We start from the raw sequence: 16,139 nt of genomic DNA, 5'->3' as shown, positions 1-16,139 counted from the left end.
GAAAACACTAACAAATATGGATAAATCTTTGGAGTGAAAATTATACACCCAAAGCAGGTCGTTTCAAAATTGGTTTCAAACTGCAACCACCAGGTTGCCGAATAAAACATTAGTTGTCCCATCTGCTTATATATAGGCTGCAAAAAGGCCACCGTTTTAAACGGTGGCCTTTTTGCAGCTTTTTTAGTTGCCATTGGCTGTAACATTTTGACCGCGTTTCATTAACGATGCAATAAATCCTTGCCTGAATAGGACAATTACCATAAGCGCAAAACCTGCGTAATCCATGAAACTAAACGGAAGCAATAGCATTAAACCGGCCGCTAATGCCAGGGTTCTATCGAACTTTTGAAGCGGCCTGGTTAGGTAACCACTTATACCAACAGCGAAAATTATTAAGCCTGGGATCACAAAGACTATTAATCTAAAAACTTCTGACAGATTCCAATACTCCGGTATCATAAGGTAAGCAGGGGCATACGCGAATATAAACGGGATAATATACGTCATAATCCCCAGTCTACATGCTACCAATCCAGTTTTCATCGGGTCTTCATGGGCTATCTGGGCACCAGCATAAGAAGCAAAAGCGACCGGCGGGGTAATAGAATACAATGTTGCATAATAGAAACAGAATATATGTGCCACTTCGGGTATAACCCCCAGTCTAATAAGCGCGGGACCAAATATAGCTATACTGGTGATGTATGCCGGTATGGAGGGCATACCCATACTCATTACCAAAATAGCTATTGCTGACAGCATTAAGGATAAAAATAAGCTGGATTGGCCAAAAGCTATCACCATATTGGCAAATTTCAAGTTTAAGCCGGTCTCAACCAAAAATCCTGTTATTATACCCGCTGCAGCGCAGGCTATAGCAATGTACACAGAAGTTCTTCCCGTTTTAGCTAAGACTACATAAAAACCCTTAAGGTCCAATCTGTTATCTTTTCTAACAGCTCCCAGAACCAAAGCCGCTACACAGCCATAAAACGCAGCCAGACCAACAGGGTAGAATTTAAGAAGGAAATATAACAGAATAGCCAGTGTAATTAAGAAAATATAAAATCCACCAAGCATTATTTGTTTATAAGAAATAGTAGGGATTTCTACGGCCTTGATACCCAGCCTTTTTGTTTCGAGGTGGATAGTTAGGAAAAATACTGCGTAAAAAAGCAACGCAGGTAATAACGTATATTGACAGACCTTAATATATGGCACTCCCATGTACTGCGCCACAATAAATGCGGCTACACCCAACATCGGAGGCATCAACTGGGCCGCTGTTCCTACCACTGCGGCTATCGCCCCTGCCGTGCGCGCAGGATATCCCACCTTGATCATTTCGGGGATGGTAGGAAATCCTATGAGATAAGTGGTGGACATGGGCATTCCGCTGGCCATTCCCATGAATGTACCGGCCACGACAGATGTCTTTGCCGGCGCCCCCGGTGATTTACCAAACAACCTGTTGGCAAAGTCTAAAAATGACTTTAACACGCCAATCTGTTCCAGGATAACACCATAGAAAATAAAGGGAAAAGCCAGTGTTATTACAACCCAGAGGGGACTGCCGAATATGCCTCTGGAGGTTAGGTACATTGTATCAATTATCCACTTTATGGTAAAACCGGCATGCCCAAACGGGGGTGGGAGCATTTTACCGAAGTATGCATAGACAAATAACAATAAAGCAATAATCGCCATCGGCAAACCAATAGCCCTGCGGGTTGCTTCCAGCACGGCAATTATAGCGATAATGCCCAAAACATAATCCGCGGTTGTAAGGGGTGAAATATATTCAACCCTGGTCAAGATGTATTCCGCATTTATCACTAAGTATCCAATGGATGCAAAAGAAAGTACTGCAAAAATTATATCTATTATATTTATCTTCATCATGAAGGAACTTTTTCCCCCGGCGTAAATAAAGAAAGTCATCGGCAAAGCAAGAACCAAGAATATAGCCAGGGATTTGTTGTACCCAAGTTTAGGTCCCAAAACAATTATTTGCAATGCAAATAATGTCAGGAACACGCTAAAGATATCTATTACTTTACCTATTGCACCCTCCAAGTTTCTGTTCATTTGCAACAACCCTCCACCTTAGAAAATCTCATCTCAAGCCAATTGAAGAAACAGCAAAATACCTTTTAGTTAAATAGAAAGACCGCCCGCCCGGCAATTAACATATCGGGAAAAAAGATCATCAGTTTAAAAACACCGGGCAGAGGTCTACATGGAAATAATGCCAAGCTACTTACGTAAAATTATTAAATTGCTCCGTTATCTTTGAAAAACTTTTCAGCCGCGGGATGGTAAGGTATTTGTTTGCCTTTGCCGTGCAATCTGCTTAATTCTTTAGCCGTAAAACCTTTAAATTCGCTGTTCCCCACCTGAGCCATGGAATCCATGTTATTAATAATAGATTCCAGTATTTTCGTAACTGTTTCATCAGGCATATCTGCCCTGACCACCCAGGTAGTAATATCAGCCAATACTGTAGTATCTTCTTTGATACTGTTATGCAGGCCTTTGGGCACCGTAGTTACAACAAGAGGCAATTCATCGGTAACCTTGGTAATTGCATCTTCATCAAGCTTTAAGATCCTAAACTCCCTTTGTGATTCAAGTTCAGCCAGAGCAGCTGACTGAGCGTTAACCGCCATAGTATAAGCTATTACATCGGCCTGCCCTTTTGCCAGCAAATCGCAGGCCTCTTTATACTTACTGACCATATCAACTTTACCACCGGCATCCTCTATACTTTTAAGAGTAATCCCATGTGCTTCCAGTATCTTTTCGGGAACATACCGGGCAGTAAAACCAACTGGGTAAGTCACATATTTAATAGGCTTACCTTTTAAGTCACTAATTGTTTGATATGGAGAATCTGCACCAACCAGTAATACATATGCTGCAATAGTCGCGTTTAATAGGGTGCGAACATTTTTAACGGGCTGGCTAAAATATTCCTCCTTTCCTATTTTGGCTACCACTTTACCTTCGGCCATAGCAGGTAAGTATGAAGAGAAAGTCAACCCCATATCAGCTTGACCATTTTCAACTTGAATAACATTACTTACAGCAGAGCCAGTCAAAACATCAACCGTCATACCGAGTTCTTTAGAAGCTATACCGGCAAAAGCTGAAGCTTGCGAATACCATGTAGTTCCGGTAGGCCCTGATAAAAATTTTATGTTTTGCAGTGCAGCATCGTCGCCTGACTGAGCACCGCCGCCACAGCCGGCTAACAAACTGATTAACATGACAATACCAATCAAAAGAAGCACACTTGATTTATATCTCTTCATTTATTAATACCCCTCACTTTCATAAGATTGTTGCCCGGAAAATATAGACAAATATAACTTATCCCAATTCCCGCAATTGTTTTTACAAATTACCTTTAGATACACCTCCTTAGTTCATAATCATAACTGCCAAAATTATTGAGCAAATACCATGCCATTGTTTTTAAAAATAAAAATAGTTTGCAAATCTCTGAAAATTAATCTTTTAGAAACTTGCCATAAAAATTTTATTTCAACTTGCAACAATGAAAGTTCCCTATCGAAACATTACTTTATCCAAAGTTTTTACTTTTCGCCATAGCGTTGTTCGACTCGTACCGGTGATTTCTGATATTTCTTTTATGCTGGCTCCAGTAGCTAGTAAGTATTCAATTACTTGTCTTTCCATATCATCCAATTTGCCAATTTTTAGTGTTATGGAATTTTCATCTTCCGTGCGTATTTTATATGTTTTCCTAATCTTTTCATTTATCAACTTATCAATTAACTCTTCACAAGTTTGTTTATGTTCTATTAACAAAACATACTTATGGATAACATTTTGTAATTCCCTTATGTTACCGGGCCAATCGTATTTTTTTAATTTGTCCAAAGCTGCTTCAGAAAGGCCTGGCACATCTTTTTTTTCTTCAAAACTATAAAGATTTATAAAATGACCGGCTAATAAATCTATATCCTCTTTTCTTGCCCGCAAGGGAGGAACATCCAGGTTTAACACTTCCAAACGGTGGTACAAGTCGCTACGAAATCTCCCTTCGGCTACAGCATGGTATAGTTCATGGTTGGTGGCGGCAATTATTCTTACATCCACCGGGATAACCCTATCGCTGCCCAGTCTCATTATTTCCCGTTCTTGCAAAACCCGCAATAAACGAGCCTGTACCGGCAAAGTCATTTCACCAATTTCATCTAAAAATATTGTTCCTCCATGGGCCATCTCAAACAGGCCGATTTTACCACCTTTTTTAGCCCCGGTAAAAGCGCCCTCCTCATACCCGAACAGTTCACTTTCCAATAAATTTTCCGGTAATGCAGCGCAATTTATGGCCACAAAAGGAGCTTTTCTCCTGTCGCTTTCATTATGAATACTTTGAGCAAACAATTCTTTACCAGTGCCGCTTTCACCGCAGATCAACACTGTAGCATTTGCGGCAGCAAATTTTTTCGCCCTCTCAATAGCATCCAACAAAACAGAACTGGTTCCATTAATATTGTCGAAAGTATGTTTAGCGTATAATCCTTTTTTAAATAACTGACGCCGAAAATTATGTTCCATAACTTGAATCCTGTCCGCGCTTTGAAAAAGCACCAGCAAATCCTTTTCTTTATTATTGATAATCAAGGGCATACTGCTTACCCAAAACTGTTTCCTACCAACCTCCTTAAAAACTTCTTCCCCCTGATTATTATTAAACAAAGCCCCTAAAATTGTTGATTCCCGAATTTCATCTATGCACTGCCCTACAATTTTATTAGCATCCATTTCCAAGAGACTTTCCGCAGCCGGATTCATAAATGAAATGCGTTTACCTTCATCCAATACCAGAATTCCATCATTAGTTGATTCAAGGACGGAACGAAACCGTTTTACACGTTCCTGGTCGCGGCGAATAGCATGCACCAATTCAATAGCCCGCTTAATGGAACCGTATATGGCGTCATAACCTGATTGAACCAGGATGGCATTAATCCCTGAGCGTTTGGCCATTTCGTATATACATAAACCAGTACTTACAATAACGTCAATATTTGATTTTAATATTTTGGTAGCTTGCTCCTCCATTTCAAATGTATCGCTATAAGGGTAGCAATCTACATCTATATCCAATATTTTAGTGATATTTTTAAAGTCCGGGCGAAAATCCTGGGTTCGGTGTCCAAGAAAAGCTATTTTTTCTCCCATGCCTTTAGCGGAGTAAAGGGCTTGCAGTATATCAAACGAAGTTATTTCAATCAAAACAACCGGCAAGGAAATTGCTTTCTTTATTTTTTGCCCCGTCACCCCCCGGCTAATTATTACGTCTACTCCCTGGTGTTCAAACTGATAGGCACAGGAAACACCTTCATCCAAAATGGCTTCCTTTATTTCTAAATCTAATTTCATTTCGCCAGCTATTTTCTGAATTAATTGTGATAATTTGGGATAGGTGGAAACCACTCCAATCTTAACATCAGACATAAACAAGCAACCTCCCGTTAATTGGATTTATTATTCATGCTAAATACTTTTTCTAAAAATTAAACTCATATCTATATTTTAAATTTTTTAAAAATTATACGCTTTTTAGACTCAGATTAAAATAAATTTCAAAAAAGTTTTCTAATTATCCTGACTAAACAATAAATTTGAATTAATGCTTTAAACATTTAAAAAATCACTTATAATTTGAATTATCTCACATTTATTATTTTTATACAAAAAATATTGCAATTTTAATGCCTTAACTCAAAGATTGCCATACCTACTTGTTTTGCAACCAACTTTATTTCAAAATGAAACTTTTAATATTTGATTTTGAAACACTTTAAAAATAAAAGAGGTTGGTGATGCTTTTTTGTAAAGCGCCTCCAACCTTTTAAATCAGTCAATTTAAAGAACCCTAAATTATTTTAAAAAGTCCCATGTCAAAACCGTCTTTATCCTCGTACCGGTCGTAAATATAGTGGCGGTAACTGACATATTGATCGTAATTGCATTCTATGCCTTCTTCATGCAGCAACCTTTGAAATTCATTGAGATCCGGAGGGCAACCCTTAATAAAAACTGCCTTCTTTATGTTAGGGTTATCTTTATTTTGCATACATGCACATTTACCAAACAAGATAGTTTTTTCAAAACCCGGAGAAGCTTTTTGCCTTTTGCCGGTCAACACCTCTATTCCGGGGAAAGGTTCACCCTTAAAGGCAGATGACAATAAAATCAACATAGGATTATACAACTTGGAACAAGCAGTACAAAGAGAACTATCATACTTTCTGATAGCTATCCCCTTGATACCTCTTTTTTTAAAACCGGCCGGGCCGGAATTGTCTTCTGTCCATGCCCAGTCGCTTTCTAAATATTCCGCGTGTTTTTCAATGGATTCGCCTAACACCTCAATATCTGCCAGGTTAATGACTTGCCGGCTACGCTGCGCAAAATATTTAAGATGTTCGACCTCACTTGCATTATAACCAATTAAAGCGGCGCCGACCATGTCACAAGCCAGAATATTCCGGGAGGCCACTAAAAGATCTTTTCTAACAGCTTTACCGGTGGCGCCGGGCCCTTTAGCCAGTGCAAAAATACCATCTATTATGGTAAGGGCAACGGGGAGCTTTTCTGCAATGTGGGGGAACATGTGCTCAAGTTCTTCATCCCTACCGTGGCATTGTTTTTTAGAAGTACGATTAAGACAGCCCTTTAAATTTTTTATCCCTAAAGACACCTTGCACTGGTTATGGGTCTTTAAAACCGGCACGTTGATAATTTTATCCGCCTCTAATGCCTTTTGAGCAATGGACAGCTTAAAACCACCAACATCCACCGCTACGAATTTATCTTCGTTAAAATCTACTAATTTAACACCAAACTTTTCACGAAGTTTTTCATAGCCCAAAACCTTAAAAATGTTCTTAGCCATTGACCCGCTGACACCGAGAGAAGCTTCTCCAATGGTTACCCTGGAATAGCCTTCTTCATACAGAATCTGCACCAGGGCAAACATCACCGCACTGGTTGTAACCACACCGTAAGGCGGAAAGGGAAGGTCAAAATCCCAGGAAACCAGGTTTGGCTTGATTAAAATTTTGTCATTCTTTTTAAAATCTTTTAACCCATTACAGAGCTCTATTGATTTTTTCAATGCGCCATAAGTGTCTGTATGTTTAACAATTGATACTAAAAAGTTGGCCATTTTAAACTCCTTTGCTATATTTATTAATTTTGCAACTACATAAACCTTTGATAACTAAGTCACCTTCTTGGTTCTGGCAGTATACCTCACAAATAATTTTTTCTGCAGATCCATTTTGTGAAATATCAATAACCTTGCCACCAGCCGTTATAGTATCGCCAGATCTTACCGGATGCAAAAAGGATACTTCCAGTTCTCCCCCTTCCAACCAGCTTTCACCCAACCAATTTGACATCATTTCAGAGATATACGCCGCAGACAATAAACCATGCGCTATAGTTCCTTTAAAAACAGTTTTTCGGGCAAATTCTTCATCAATATGCAGTGGATTGAAATCCCCGGATGCCTGCGCATATTTATTAATTTTTTCCCGGGTTATTTTTTTGGTTACCCCGGGCACCAAACAACCAACCAGCATATATTTCACCTCTACAATTTTTTACTTTGGCCAAATTAACACCGCGGTACTTTCGACCTTTTTCTGGTCAACTTCGTTTACGGTAATACTTTGGATAACCACGTATTTTTTACCTCGTTTCATATATTTATCAATAACCTTGGCCCTCGTTATCAAATTTTCTTCGGGCCGGGTAGGTGAATAAAACTTATAACGCTGCTTAGCGTGAATGATACCGGAAGGCAGAGTCTCCCCTGTTTTATGAGCATTTACTGATAAAATAGCCGCAGTTGCAGGATGATTAATTAAACCATTAAATTTTGACTTTTTAGCATGCTGTTCATCCAAAAACAATGGATTGAAATCTTCTACGGCCTCTGCATAATTTCTGATATCTTCTTTAGTAAATTTACTTGTTAATGGCTTAAATTCCATACCTATAAATAAATCATCAAAATAAAGCATTACTATCTCCTCACCAACTCAAAATTAACCTCAATTTAACGTCTTTCTTGCTTCAACCGGAATGGCTACGTACCGCCCCGATTTTTTGTATATCTGTCAATTTTAATGGTAACACCTCCCCAATGTTATGATAGTCAAGCCTCAACCCACATCTTTTGCAGGCGGGATAGTATAGCTTCTGCCTCGCTCATAATATCCTTAATTACTTCTTTAATCGGCTTAATTTCATTAATTAAGCCGACACACTGTCCCATAGCGAAAGTACCCCCCTCAATATCTCCGTCAAACAGGGCGCGGCGGCCTACCCGCCCGCTGATCACGGTAAGTAGTTCCTCCAGGCTGGCGCCACGGGCTTCCATTTCCAACACTTTCTCCGCGGCAGCGTTTTTCATCACCCGGGCGGCATTCCTAATAGACCGCTGGATCATCAACGTATCAGTTTCCTGAGCGTTAACCATCCATTCCTTGTATTTGGGATGGGCCAGAGATTCCGTGGTAGCCACAAATCTGGTACCAATCATTACACCTTCGGCGCCCATTGCCAGAGCAGACACAAACCCACGGGCGTCGGCGATGCCACCTCCGGCGATAACTGGAATAGATACACTGTCAACGGTTTTGGGAGCCAGAATCATGGTGGTCACGTCATCCATACCGGGATGGCCACCGCACTCAAAACCTACGATAATCACTGCGTCTGCTCCCACCCGCTCAGCCTTTTTTGCATAACGAACAGCCGGCACCTTGTGCATCAGCTTGATCCCCACCTGTTTTAGACAGGGTATAAATTTCTCCGGGCTGCGCCCGGACGTCTCCACCACCGGTACCTTTTCTTCAATGACTGCCTCAAAATACTGTCTGGTCTTATCTTGGGGGCCGACATTCGGCAGCATGGAAATATTAACCCCAAACGGCTTATCGGTCAGCGCCCGGGTTTTACGAATTTCTTCTACCAGGTCTTCCTTGCTGGGATGCGTGGCAGCAGTGATAATGCCCAACCCACCGGCGTTAGATACGGCAGCCGCCAATTCGGCCCGGGACAGCCACTGCATACCTCCCTGAATGATCGGATACTTTATCCCCAAAAGTTCGGTAATCCTTGTTTGCATCATCTGGTACCTCCCTTTATTTATCTCCAAAAGCTAGCCGGACAGCTTCGATAAAGTCTACCGCATCCCGGCGTACCGCCTCGTCAAAGTCCGTATCTAAATGACGATAAAGCATTTCCCGGGTCATACGGATAGCATGTTCTTTCTTGGATGCCAGGTTTCTGGCCAACTCCATGGCTGCGGGTATCAACTGGTCATCCGGAACCACCTGGGTTACCAGACCCATGTTAAGCGCTTCCTGTGCCCCGAAAGTACGGGCGGTGAGGCAGAGTTCCATGGCCCGGCCCAAACCCACTATCCGGGGCAGCATGTAGGGGCTGGCATACTCGGGAACCACACCCAGGTGGGTGAACCGGAAGCACATCTTGGCACTTTCGGCAGCAATACGAATGTCGCACATTAAAGTAATGGTTATCCCCATGCCTACAGCGGCCCCGTTAATGGCGGCAATTATAGGTTTTTTAAAGTCGTGCATTAGCTTGATGGTTGAACCCGCTCCTTCCTGCGCCAGGGAGGATTGGAAGTTGGCCGCGCCGCCTTCGAATGATTTCAGGTCCGTGCCCGAACTAAACGCAGGAGGAGTACCGGTCAGAATAACCGCCCGAATGGAATCATCTTCGTTAACCTTCTTTAAAACTTCCAGGTATTCCTCATGCATTTTCCGGTTCCAGGCGTTACGCACCTCCGGCCGGTTCATGATCAGCACCAAAATAGAGTCTTGTACATCATAAAGGAAACATTCCAAATTCATCTGGCCACTCTCCTTTGCATAAGAAATCCATTTTATTGTCCCCTTGACCCAGCATGGCCCTAATTCCACAGCTACTGGGAGCCAACTTATCAACCTTATACAAATGCAATTTTCATACCAAATATGACCAATCCTTTAGTAGCGTACATATTTGTTATTTTCAGATAACAAGTTTTAATTAGCTAAGCAATACCGCAATAGATAACAAAAATGGTATTCGTCATAAAGCCTAATTTAACAAGTCAGGTTTAAAAATTAAACATGGTACAAATTACCCGCAACCATAACTGTTTTTTCAAACAAAAGCGCATACGCTCTCGCGATATCGACGTAAATGAAAATTACTATAGCCCTTTAAAAGGCATAAATTTTGCGACTCCTGTATCTAAATGATAAGATTAAAATAATATGACAATGGAGGTTGATACAATGCCAAGATTACCTGTACTTCCTTTAGAAGCGATGCCGGAAAAAACTCGCAATATGATTACGGGAGGAAAGTCAGAGCTCAGCGGTTTAAACATTAATAAAATGATAGCCCATGCCGAGAAAAGTGTCCGCCATTTTATGAGGCTAGGTAATTCCCTGCTTACCCAGGCTCAGCTTGATGCCCGGCTGCGGGAACTGGCCATTTTAAGGGTAGCTACCCTTTGCCGCTCACGCTATGAGTGGCACCAACATGAAATACTGGCAAAGAAGGTGGGAGTACCGAAAAAACAAATAGAAGCGGTTAAGCAGGGACCGGATAATCCAGCCTTCAACGACCTCGAAAAGGCGGTATTAAAGTATACTGAAGAAGTAACATTAAACGTTAAATCTTCTAATCAAACTTTCAATGAACTGGCCAAATTTCTGAGTCACCGGGAGTTGGTTGAATTAACCCTCACCATAGGTTTCTATAACCTCGTGGCCCGGTTTTTGGAAAACACCGAGGTACAGATCGAAAGCGATAACCAATAATCAAGGTTATTTCAATGAAGCCAGGCGATTAAATAGTTAGCAGACATAATTCAATTAAAGTGGAAAGTGGTTGGATTTAAAAAACTCCAACCACTTTTTTATTAACACTTAACTTGATGTGTTGAAAAATGCACTTAATTTTCCCTCACGGAACAAGAACTGTCTTAATCGGGTATTCCCCCGGAATTTCACCACCTGCTACCTGTACAGCTTTATTAGTTTCCTCCAATGAAAATACATGGGTGACCAGATTTTCCAGCGGGTATTTTCTTGATTCAACAATTTTTATGGCCTGCTTAACCGCACGGGCATCATGGCTATATACACCTTTTAGGCTAATTTCCTTTCTTACCAGATTATCGGCCAGCAGTAACACCTCTGTTTCAGCACCGCACATACCCGGGGCTACAATAGTCCCCCGTTTCCGTGCCAGATCCACCCCGAACTCCTTAGCTACAATAGTCGCAGCCAGTCCTTGCTGGCCCAGCCCTTCAATAACCACCTTATCCCTGATGGTTAATTGACCCACCGTTCTTAACCAACGTACAGCGTTACCTATAATGGCACAAGTCAACACAGCAGCCTTGGCTGGAACATCGGGAGATATTTTGTGCACCATGGCACGTGGTGGCAGGTAGAGGTATTCGCCATACGACCCCATAAATGTGGAGGCTTATTACAGGAAATTGAGGCCCCGTAAGAATATCTCTTTACGCACGAGCTGTATTCCCCAAGCAAACATTGCTGGCAGAAACCGCAGCCGAATGTAAATTCCACCACTACCCGGTCCCCCTGCAGAGCCAACTTTGAATTGAGCATTCATTTAATTATAAACCCGATGCCCGAATAAACGGAGTCCTGGTGCATGATTATTTTCTTAAAGCTCCCCAAATTAACGGGGATCTTCAAGAATACAAAATTTCTATTGTATTTTATACAGCCCCAGGTCAAACCCTTCTTCAGCTTTATAGCGGCTGAAGATGTAATGACGGTATTTGACAAATTCCTTGTAATCACACATTACGCCTTCTGCCCGCATGGCTTTTTCAAATTCCATCAAGTCGGGGGGGCACCCCTTGATGGGGATGGCCTTTTTAATATTGGGGTTGTCTTTATTGAGGATGCAGGCGCACCGGCCGAAAAGCACGGTTCGGTCAAAGCCCGGTGAGGCTTTTTGCTTCTTCCCGCTGACCACCTCTATATTGGGGAAGGGTTTGCCCCGGAAGGCGGACATGAACATGATCAGCATGGGGTTGAACAGCATAGAGCAGCCCGTGCACAGAGTGTTATCGTATTTGCGCACGGCCAGCCCCGTAATGCCGCGTTTGGCATATCCCTCCGGACCGGTGTCATCTTCCGTCCACTCCCAGTCATAGTCCAGAAATTTGCTGCACCCGGATACATCTTCACCCAGCATTTCAACATCCTTTAAATCCACGCTGCCGCCGCTGCGCCCGGCGAAATAGGCCAGGTGCTCCACCTCGGCCGCCTGGTAGCCCAACAAAGCCGCGCCAACCACGTCGCCGGCCAGGGTATCCCGCGACGCCACCAGTAGATTCAACCGCTCCGCCTTACCGGTGGGGCCGGGGCCCTTGGCCAGGCCGAACACGCCATCGATAATGGTCAGCGCCACGGGTAGCTTTTCAATAACATGCGGGAACGTGTAATTGAGGTCGGTTTCCGTGCCGTGGCAGAACATCTTGGACTTGCGGTTCAGGCACCCCTTTAAATTCTTCAGACCTAGGGACACCTTGGTCTGATTGTGGGTTTTCAATACCGGTACGTTGATTATTTTGTCGGCCTCCAGCGCCTTTTCCGCCAGGGACAGTTCAAGCCCGCCGCAATTAACCTTGACAAACTGTTCCTCGTTGAAGTCCACCAGCTTGACGCCATACTTTTCCTGCAGCTTTCCGTAACCCAGCACTTTATACATGGCCTGACCGACTGTTTTGGGGATCATTAGCGGCGCTTCGCCAATAGTGATATCGGTGAAACCTTCTTCCGCCAGTATCCGCACCAGCGCGCCGATTACGGCGGACGTGGTCACCACCCCATAAGGCGGGAAAGGGAGATCAAAATCCCAGGCCACCAAATTGGGCTTTATCAGTATTTTGTCGCCTTTATTGAATTCTTTCAGTCCGTCGCAGAGATCCAGCGCCAGGCGTAATGACTTATATGCCTCATCAAATTTAACAACGGAAACAACCGGTTTGGTCAACTTAAATCACCTACCCCGAAAAAACATCGCTTGCGCTTGCCTTTGCACTGGGCTCGCACCCGTGCAAACGGCAAGCATTTTCTTTTTCCTGCTGGTGCCCCTTTTAATAGCATGGGGGATCTGCTTTATTAGGGACAGCGTTTTACCAATACTTGCAGTACGGCCACCATTACGGTCTCACCGCGCTGGTTCTTGATTTCCTGCTTGATTGATACCACGCCCCGGTCGGGACCTTTTTCTTTTTTTCCAACCACCTCAAGTTCAGCGTGGATGGTATCACCGATAAATGTCGGCCCGGTAAAGCGCAAGTTATCGATGCCGTAAAATGCCTGCACCGTCCCCCCGGACAGGTCCCAGAAGCCCGAGGATACGGAAAGCACCAGCAGCCCGTGGGCTATTCTTTGCCCGAAGGGGGTTTGGGCCGCCCATTCCTTGTCGGTATGCAATTGGTACCAATCGCCGCTGAAGGCGGCAAACATCACGATATCGGCTTCGGTAATGGTGCGTCCGCGGGAGACCCAGCGGTCACCGATCTTTAAGTCTTCAAAATAACTACTCAGCAAAAGCAACACGCCTTTCGTTTAATAATTAACAGAATCCATTTTCATCATCATACCTGATAGTGCCGTAACAGCGGCATACACGCCTGTCCTGAAAAGCACTGTTTGTCGCCCGTCGTTGCGCTTGGGAGCCTTTACTTCTTACTGTAGTCGTAGAATCCCTTGCCGGTTTTCCGTCCCCACTCTTTCTTGACGAATTTTTCCACCACTATGGGCGACGGCTTGTGCGTAGGGTCCCCGGTTTCCTGGTAGCGCTCCATGCCGATGTAATAGGACAGGTCTATACCGGTCAGGTCCATCAAGCGGAACGGTCCCATGGGGTGGCCCAGGGCGTAAACCACGGCGTTATCAATGTCTTCGTAGGAAGCGATGCCCATGTCGTACAGGTACAGGGCCTCCTGGTTGATGGCCGCCAGAATGCGGTTGACCAGGAAACCGTATATCTCTTTTTGCAGCAGCACGGGGATTTTGCCCATACTCTTGCATACTTCCATAACGGTACCGGCTGTTTCTTCGCTGGTATGCGGCCCCTTGACCACTTCCACCAGCTTCATCACCAGAGCGGGGTTGAAAAAGTGCATGTTACAAACCTTCCCGGGCCTGTTGGTGACATCTACAATTTTGGAACTGACGATAAAGGAACTGTTGGTGGCCAGGATGGTGTGTGGCGGGCAAATTTCATCCAGCTGGGCAAACACCTTACGTTTTAGCTCCAGCTTTTCCAGAATGGCCTCGATAACCAGGTCCGCATCCCCGGCCGCTTCCTTTAAATCGGACGTGAAGGATATATTGGCCCGGGCCGCCTTGGCGGCTTCTTCGGACAGCTTGCCTTTGGCCACCCGCTCGGGCAGGTAGGTGTCCGCAAACTGTTCCGCTTTGGCCAGAATCTCCGGGCTGATGTCGGTGCAAACCACCTTATAGCCCGCCAGCGCGGCGGACAGGGCAATCTGGTGACCCATGTTGCCGGCTCCTACAACGCAAATTTTATTGATGCCTGCTACCGTCATTTAGAAAACTCCTTTCTTAACGTTTTAATCTTCTATCCCTGCTAGACGCTTGGCGATGGCCTTTTTGCTCTTGATATCATACTGCCCCATGATAGCGATTTTCTCCATGATGGGCGAGCCACCACCGTGGATGCCCGCCACCTGCATTACACCGGCGTGCGCCGAGCAGAGCATGTCACTGAGCATGCGGAAGCACTTGTGCTGGTTTTCCGCCGTAATTTCCGGGTTGCGCATGATATACTTGTGCAGCAGTTCCCCGGTAACCGGGTTGAAAAAGTCTTCTTCCAGCGGCAGGGTGGCCGGAAGGCCGCCTGCGAGGTCTGCTAATATATCAAATTCGTGGTACACATTAATGCCGGCGTGGTAACGGGCCACGTTGGCGAATACCGGGTCTGGCACATAAGTGCCGGAGGCATAGCGTTTGGCTTTCACCGCCGACGCAATACCGGTGCCGTAAACCAGCTCGGCCACGGCAATCAAGTCGGCCAGCTTATCCCGCACATGGGGCGCTTTTTCTACCCCGTTGTACTCCGCCACCAGGGCCGCCGCGCCCATAATCACGTCAGTGGTGGCGGGCTTGCACCCGGTATAGCTGTGCCGGTGGAAAAGGGCGAACAGCATAGCCAAAAAGCCGGCAAAGGGCGTCTCACCGCACATGAACACCCGCTCCCAGGGCACGAACACGTTGTCGAATATCGTGAGCGAGTCGGCTGATCCGTACTCCTTGACTTTCAGATGCTTGCGCGTGCGGGGGGCGGTGGCCCGGGTAACCAGGTACACACCCTCGGTATCGGCCGGTACGGCAAAGGACACGGCGTAGGCAGCGTCCTTTTCGGTCATCATCCGGGTGGGCACGACGATAATTTCATCGGCATAGGGGGCAATGGTGTTGTGCGCCTTGGCACCCCGGACAACGATGCCGTCCTCCCGCTTTTCCACCACTCGCAGGTACAGGTCGGGGTCGGCCTGCTCGTGCGGCCGCTTGGAGCGGTCACCCTTGACGTCGGTCTGGGCGCAGTTGCCCACCAGATCGTTTTCCTGGAAATATTTCAGGTAGCCGGTAAAGCGTTCGTGGTACTTGGTGCCCATGCGCAAGTCCATTTCCTTGGTAATCACGGAAAGGGCGTTAAGGGCGTCCACGCCCATGCAGCGCTGAATGCAGCCGCCGGTGCGGGTGCAGAGGAAGCGGGTCATTTCCTGCTTTTTCAGCAGGTCATCGATGCTCTGGTGAATATGGCAGAAGCGGTTGATTGATTGACCGGTTATGTGGGATGTGGCGACCATCAGGTCCTTGTGCCGGGGGTCGGCCGCGTAATTGAAAGTTTCGGACATGATATTGATGCCCGGTATAAGCCGCGGGTCGTCCCGTTGGACGAGTTCCCCGCCCATATAGACGTTGGGGCGCATGGAGCGCAGTTTATCAAGATACTGTTCGGCTGTTCGCACTGGCGATACCTCC

At 45.0% G+C, this 16,139-nt stretch carries 14 protein-coding genes; 1 reads left to right on the top strand and 13 read right to left on the bottom strand.

Annotation, left to right across the window (positions count from 1 at the left end):
* Window positions 1–183 precede the first annotated feature (183 nt).
* The 8 genes from BM299_RS07870 to BM299_RS07835 all read right to left on the bottom strand — a co-directional run bounded on the left by BM299_RS07870 (window position 184) and on the right by BM299_RS07835 (window position 9,935).
* Window positions 184–2,091 carry a TRAP transporter permease gene (locus tag BM299_RS07870; RefSeq protein ID WP_131820620.1) on the bottom strand — a complete coding sequence of 636 codons (1,908 nt, stop codon included), beginning with the start codon at window positions 2,089–2,091 and terminating at the stop codon, window positions 184–186.
* 185 nt (window positions 2,092–2,276) lie between these two features.
* Entirely contained in the window at window positions 2,277–3,317 is a 1,041-nt protein-coding gene (locus tag BM299_RS07865) for a TAXI family TRAP transporter solute-binding subunit (RefSeq protein WP_092482921.1), read from the bottom strand.
* Window positions 3,318–3,573: 256 nt separating this feature from the next.
* Window positions 3,574–5,496: a sigma 54-interacting transcriptional regulator gene (locus tag BM299_RS07860; RefSeq protein ID WP_092482920.1), complete on the bottom strand. Its 1,923-nt coding sequence runs from the start codon at window positions 5,494–5,496 to the stop codon at window positions 3,574–3,576.
* 421 nt (window positions 5,497–5,917) lie between these two features.
* Complete coding sequence (locus BM299_RS07855) at window positions 5,918–7,213, bottom strand: DUF362 domain-containing protein (RefSeq protein ID WP_092482919.1); 1,296 nt, start codon at window positions 7,211–7,213, stop codon at window positions 5,918–5,920.
* A gap of 1 nt (window position 7,214) precedes the next feature.
* A complete protein-coding gene (locus BM299_RS07850) occupies window positions 7,215–7,631 on the bottom strand; it encodes a MaoC family dehydratase (protein WP_092482918.1) in 417 nt (138 codons plus the stop codon).
* 21 nt (window positions 7,632–7,652) lie between these two features.
* Window positions 7,653–8,075, bottom strand: a complete 423-nt coding sequence (locus BM299_RS07845) for a MaoC family dehydratase (protein WP_092482917.1) — start codon at window positions 8,073–8,075, stop codon at window positions 7,653–7,655.
* Between the two features lie 134 nt (window positions 8,076–8,209).
* Window positions 8,210–9,187, bottom strand: coding sequence for an NAD(P)H-dependent flavin oxidoreductase (locus BM299_RS07840; protein ID WP_245779694.1), 978 nt, complete (start codon window positions 9,185–9,187; stop codon window positions 8,210–8,212).
* A 13-nt stretch (window positions 9,188–9,200) separates the two neighbouring features.
* Window positions 9,201–9,935 (bottom strand): enoyl-CoA hydratase/isomerase family protein, encoded by a 735-nt coding sequence (locus BM299_RS07835; protein ID WP_092482916.1) that lies wholly within the window; start codon window positions 9,933–9,935, stop codon window positions 9,201–9,203.
* 429 nt (window positions 9,936–10,364) lie between these two features.
* Between BM299_RS07835 and BM299_RS07830 the strand changes: the two genes are divergently transcribed.
* Window positions 10,365–10,895: a carboxymuconolactone decarboxylase family protein gene (locus tag BM299_RS07830; protein ID WP_092482915.1), complete on the top strand. Its 531-nt coding sequence runs from the start codon at window positions 10,365–10,367 to the stop codon at window positions 10,893–10,895.
* Window positions 10,896–11,040: 145 nt separating this feature from the next.
* Here the strand turns inward: BM299_RS07830 and BM299_RS07825 are convergent, their stop codons facing one another.
* The 5 genes from BM299_RS07825 to BM299_RS07800 all read right to left on the bottom strand — a co-directional run bounded on the left by BM299_RS07825 (window position 11,041) and on the right by BM299_RS07800 (window position 16,126).
* Window positions 11,041–11,556, bottom strand: a complete 516-nt coding sequence (locus BM299_RS07825; RefSeq protein WP_165608227.1) for a zinc-binding dehydrogenase — start codon at window positions 11,554–11,556, stop codon at window positions 11,041–11,043.
* A 261-nt stretch (window positions 11,557–11,817) separates the two neighbouring features.
* Window positions 11,818–13,113 (bottom strand): DUF362 domain-containing protein, encoded by a 1,296-nt coding sequence (locus BM299_RS07815; protein WP_092482912.1) that lies wholly within the window; start codon window positions 13,111–13,113, stop codon window positions 11,818–11,820.
* A 128-nt stretch (window positions 13,114–13,241) separates the two neighbouring features.
* Complete coding sequence (locus BM299_RS07810) at window positions 13,242–13,676, bottom strand: MaoC family dehydratase (RefSeq protein WP_092482911.1); 435 nt, start codon at window positions 13,674–13,676, stop codon at window positions 13,242–13,244.
* 131 nt (window positions 13,677–13,807) lie between these two features.
* A complete protein-coding gene (locus BM299_RS07805; protein ID WP_092482910.1) occupies window positions 13,808–14,680 on the bottom strand; it encodes a 3-hydroxyacyl-CoA dehydrogenase family protein in 873 nt (290 codons plus the stop codon).
* Between the two features lie 24 nt (window positions 14,681–14,704).
* Window positions 14,705–16,126 (bottom strand): 4-hydroxyphenylacetate 3-hydroxylase family protein, encoded by a 1,422-nt coding sequence (locus BM299_RS07800; RefSeq protein WP_092482909.1) that lies wholly within the window; start codon window positions 16,124–16,126, stop codon window positions 14,705–14,707.
* Window positions 16,127–16,139: the final 13 nt, after the last annotated feature.

Source organism: Desulfoscipio geothermicus DSM 3669 (genome assembly GCF_900115975.1).
Classification (GTDB): Bacteria; Bacillota; Desulfotomaculia; order Desulfotomaculales; family Desulfallaceae; genus Desulfoscipio; species Desulfoscipio geothermicus.
This window is presented reverse-complemented; position numbering and strand designations above follow the sequence as displayed.

What these genes read in the sequence shown, in the direction of transcription:
- BM299_RS07870 (WP_131820620.1), bottom strand. Translation starts at nt 2,091, where the DNA reads ATGAACAGAAACTTGGAGGGTGCAATAGGTAAAGTAATAGATATCTTT.
- BM299_RS07865 (WP_092482921.1), bottom strand. Translation starts at nt 3,317, where the DNA reads ATGAAGAGATATAAATCAAGTGTGCTTCTTTTGATTGGTATTGTCATG.
- BM299_RS07860 (WP_092482920.1), bottom strand. Translation starts at nt 5,496, where the DNA reads ATGTCTGATGTTAAGATTGGAGTGGTTTCCACCTATCCCAAATTATCA.
- BM299_RS07855 (WP_092482919.1), bottom strand. Translation starts at nt 7,213, where the DNA reads ATGGCCAACTTTTTAGTATCAATTGTTAAACATACAGACACTTATGGC.
- BM299_RS07850 (WP_092482918.1), bottom strand. Translation starts at nt 7,631, where the DNA reads ATGCTGGTTGGTTGTTTGGTGCCCGGGGTAACCAAAAAAATAACCCGG.
- BM299_RS07845 (WP_092482917.1), bottom strand. Translation starts at nt 8,075, where the DNA reads ATGCTTTATTTTGATGATTTATTTATAGGTATGGAATTTAAGCCATTA.
- BM299_RS07840 (WP_245779694.1), bottom strand. Translation starts at nt 9,187, where the DNA reads ATGATGCAAACAAGGATTACCGAACTTTTGGGGATAAAGTATCCGATC.
- BM299_RS07835 (WP_092482916.1), bottom strand. Translation starts at nt 9,935, where the DNA reads ATGAATTTGGAATGTTTCCTTTATGATGTACAAGACTCTATTTTGGTG.
- BM299_RS07830 (WP_092482915.1), top strand. Translation starts at nt 10,365, where the DNA reads ATGCCAAGATTACCTGTACTTCCTTTAGAAGCGATGCCGGAAAAAACT.
- BM299_RS07825 (WP_165608227.1), bottom strand. Translation starts at nt 11,556, where the DNA reads ATGGGGTCGTATGGCGAATACCTCTACCTGCCACCACGTGCCATGGTG.
- BM299_RS07805 (WP_092482910.1), bottom strand. Translation starts at nt 14,680, where the DNA reads ATGACGGTAGCAGGCATCAATAAAATTTGCGTTGTAGGAGCCGGCAAC.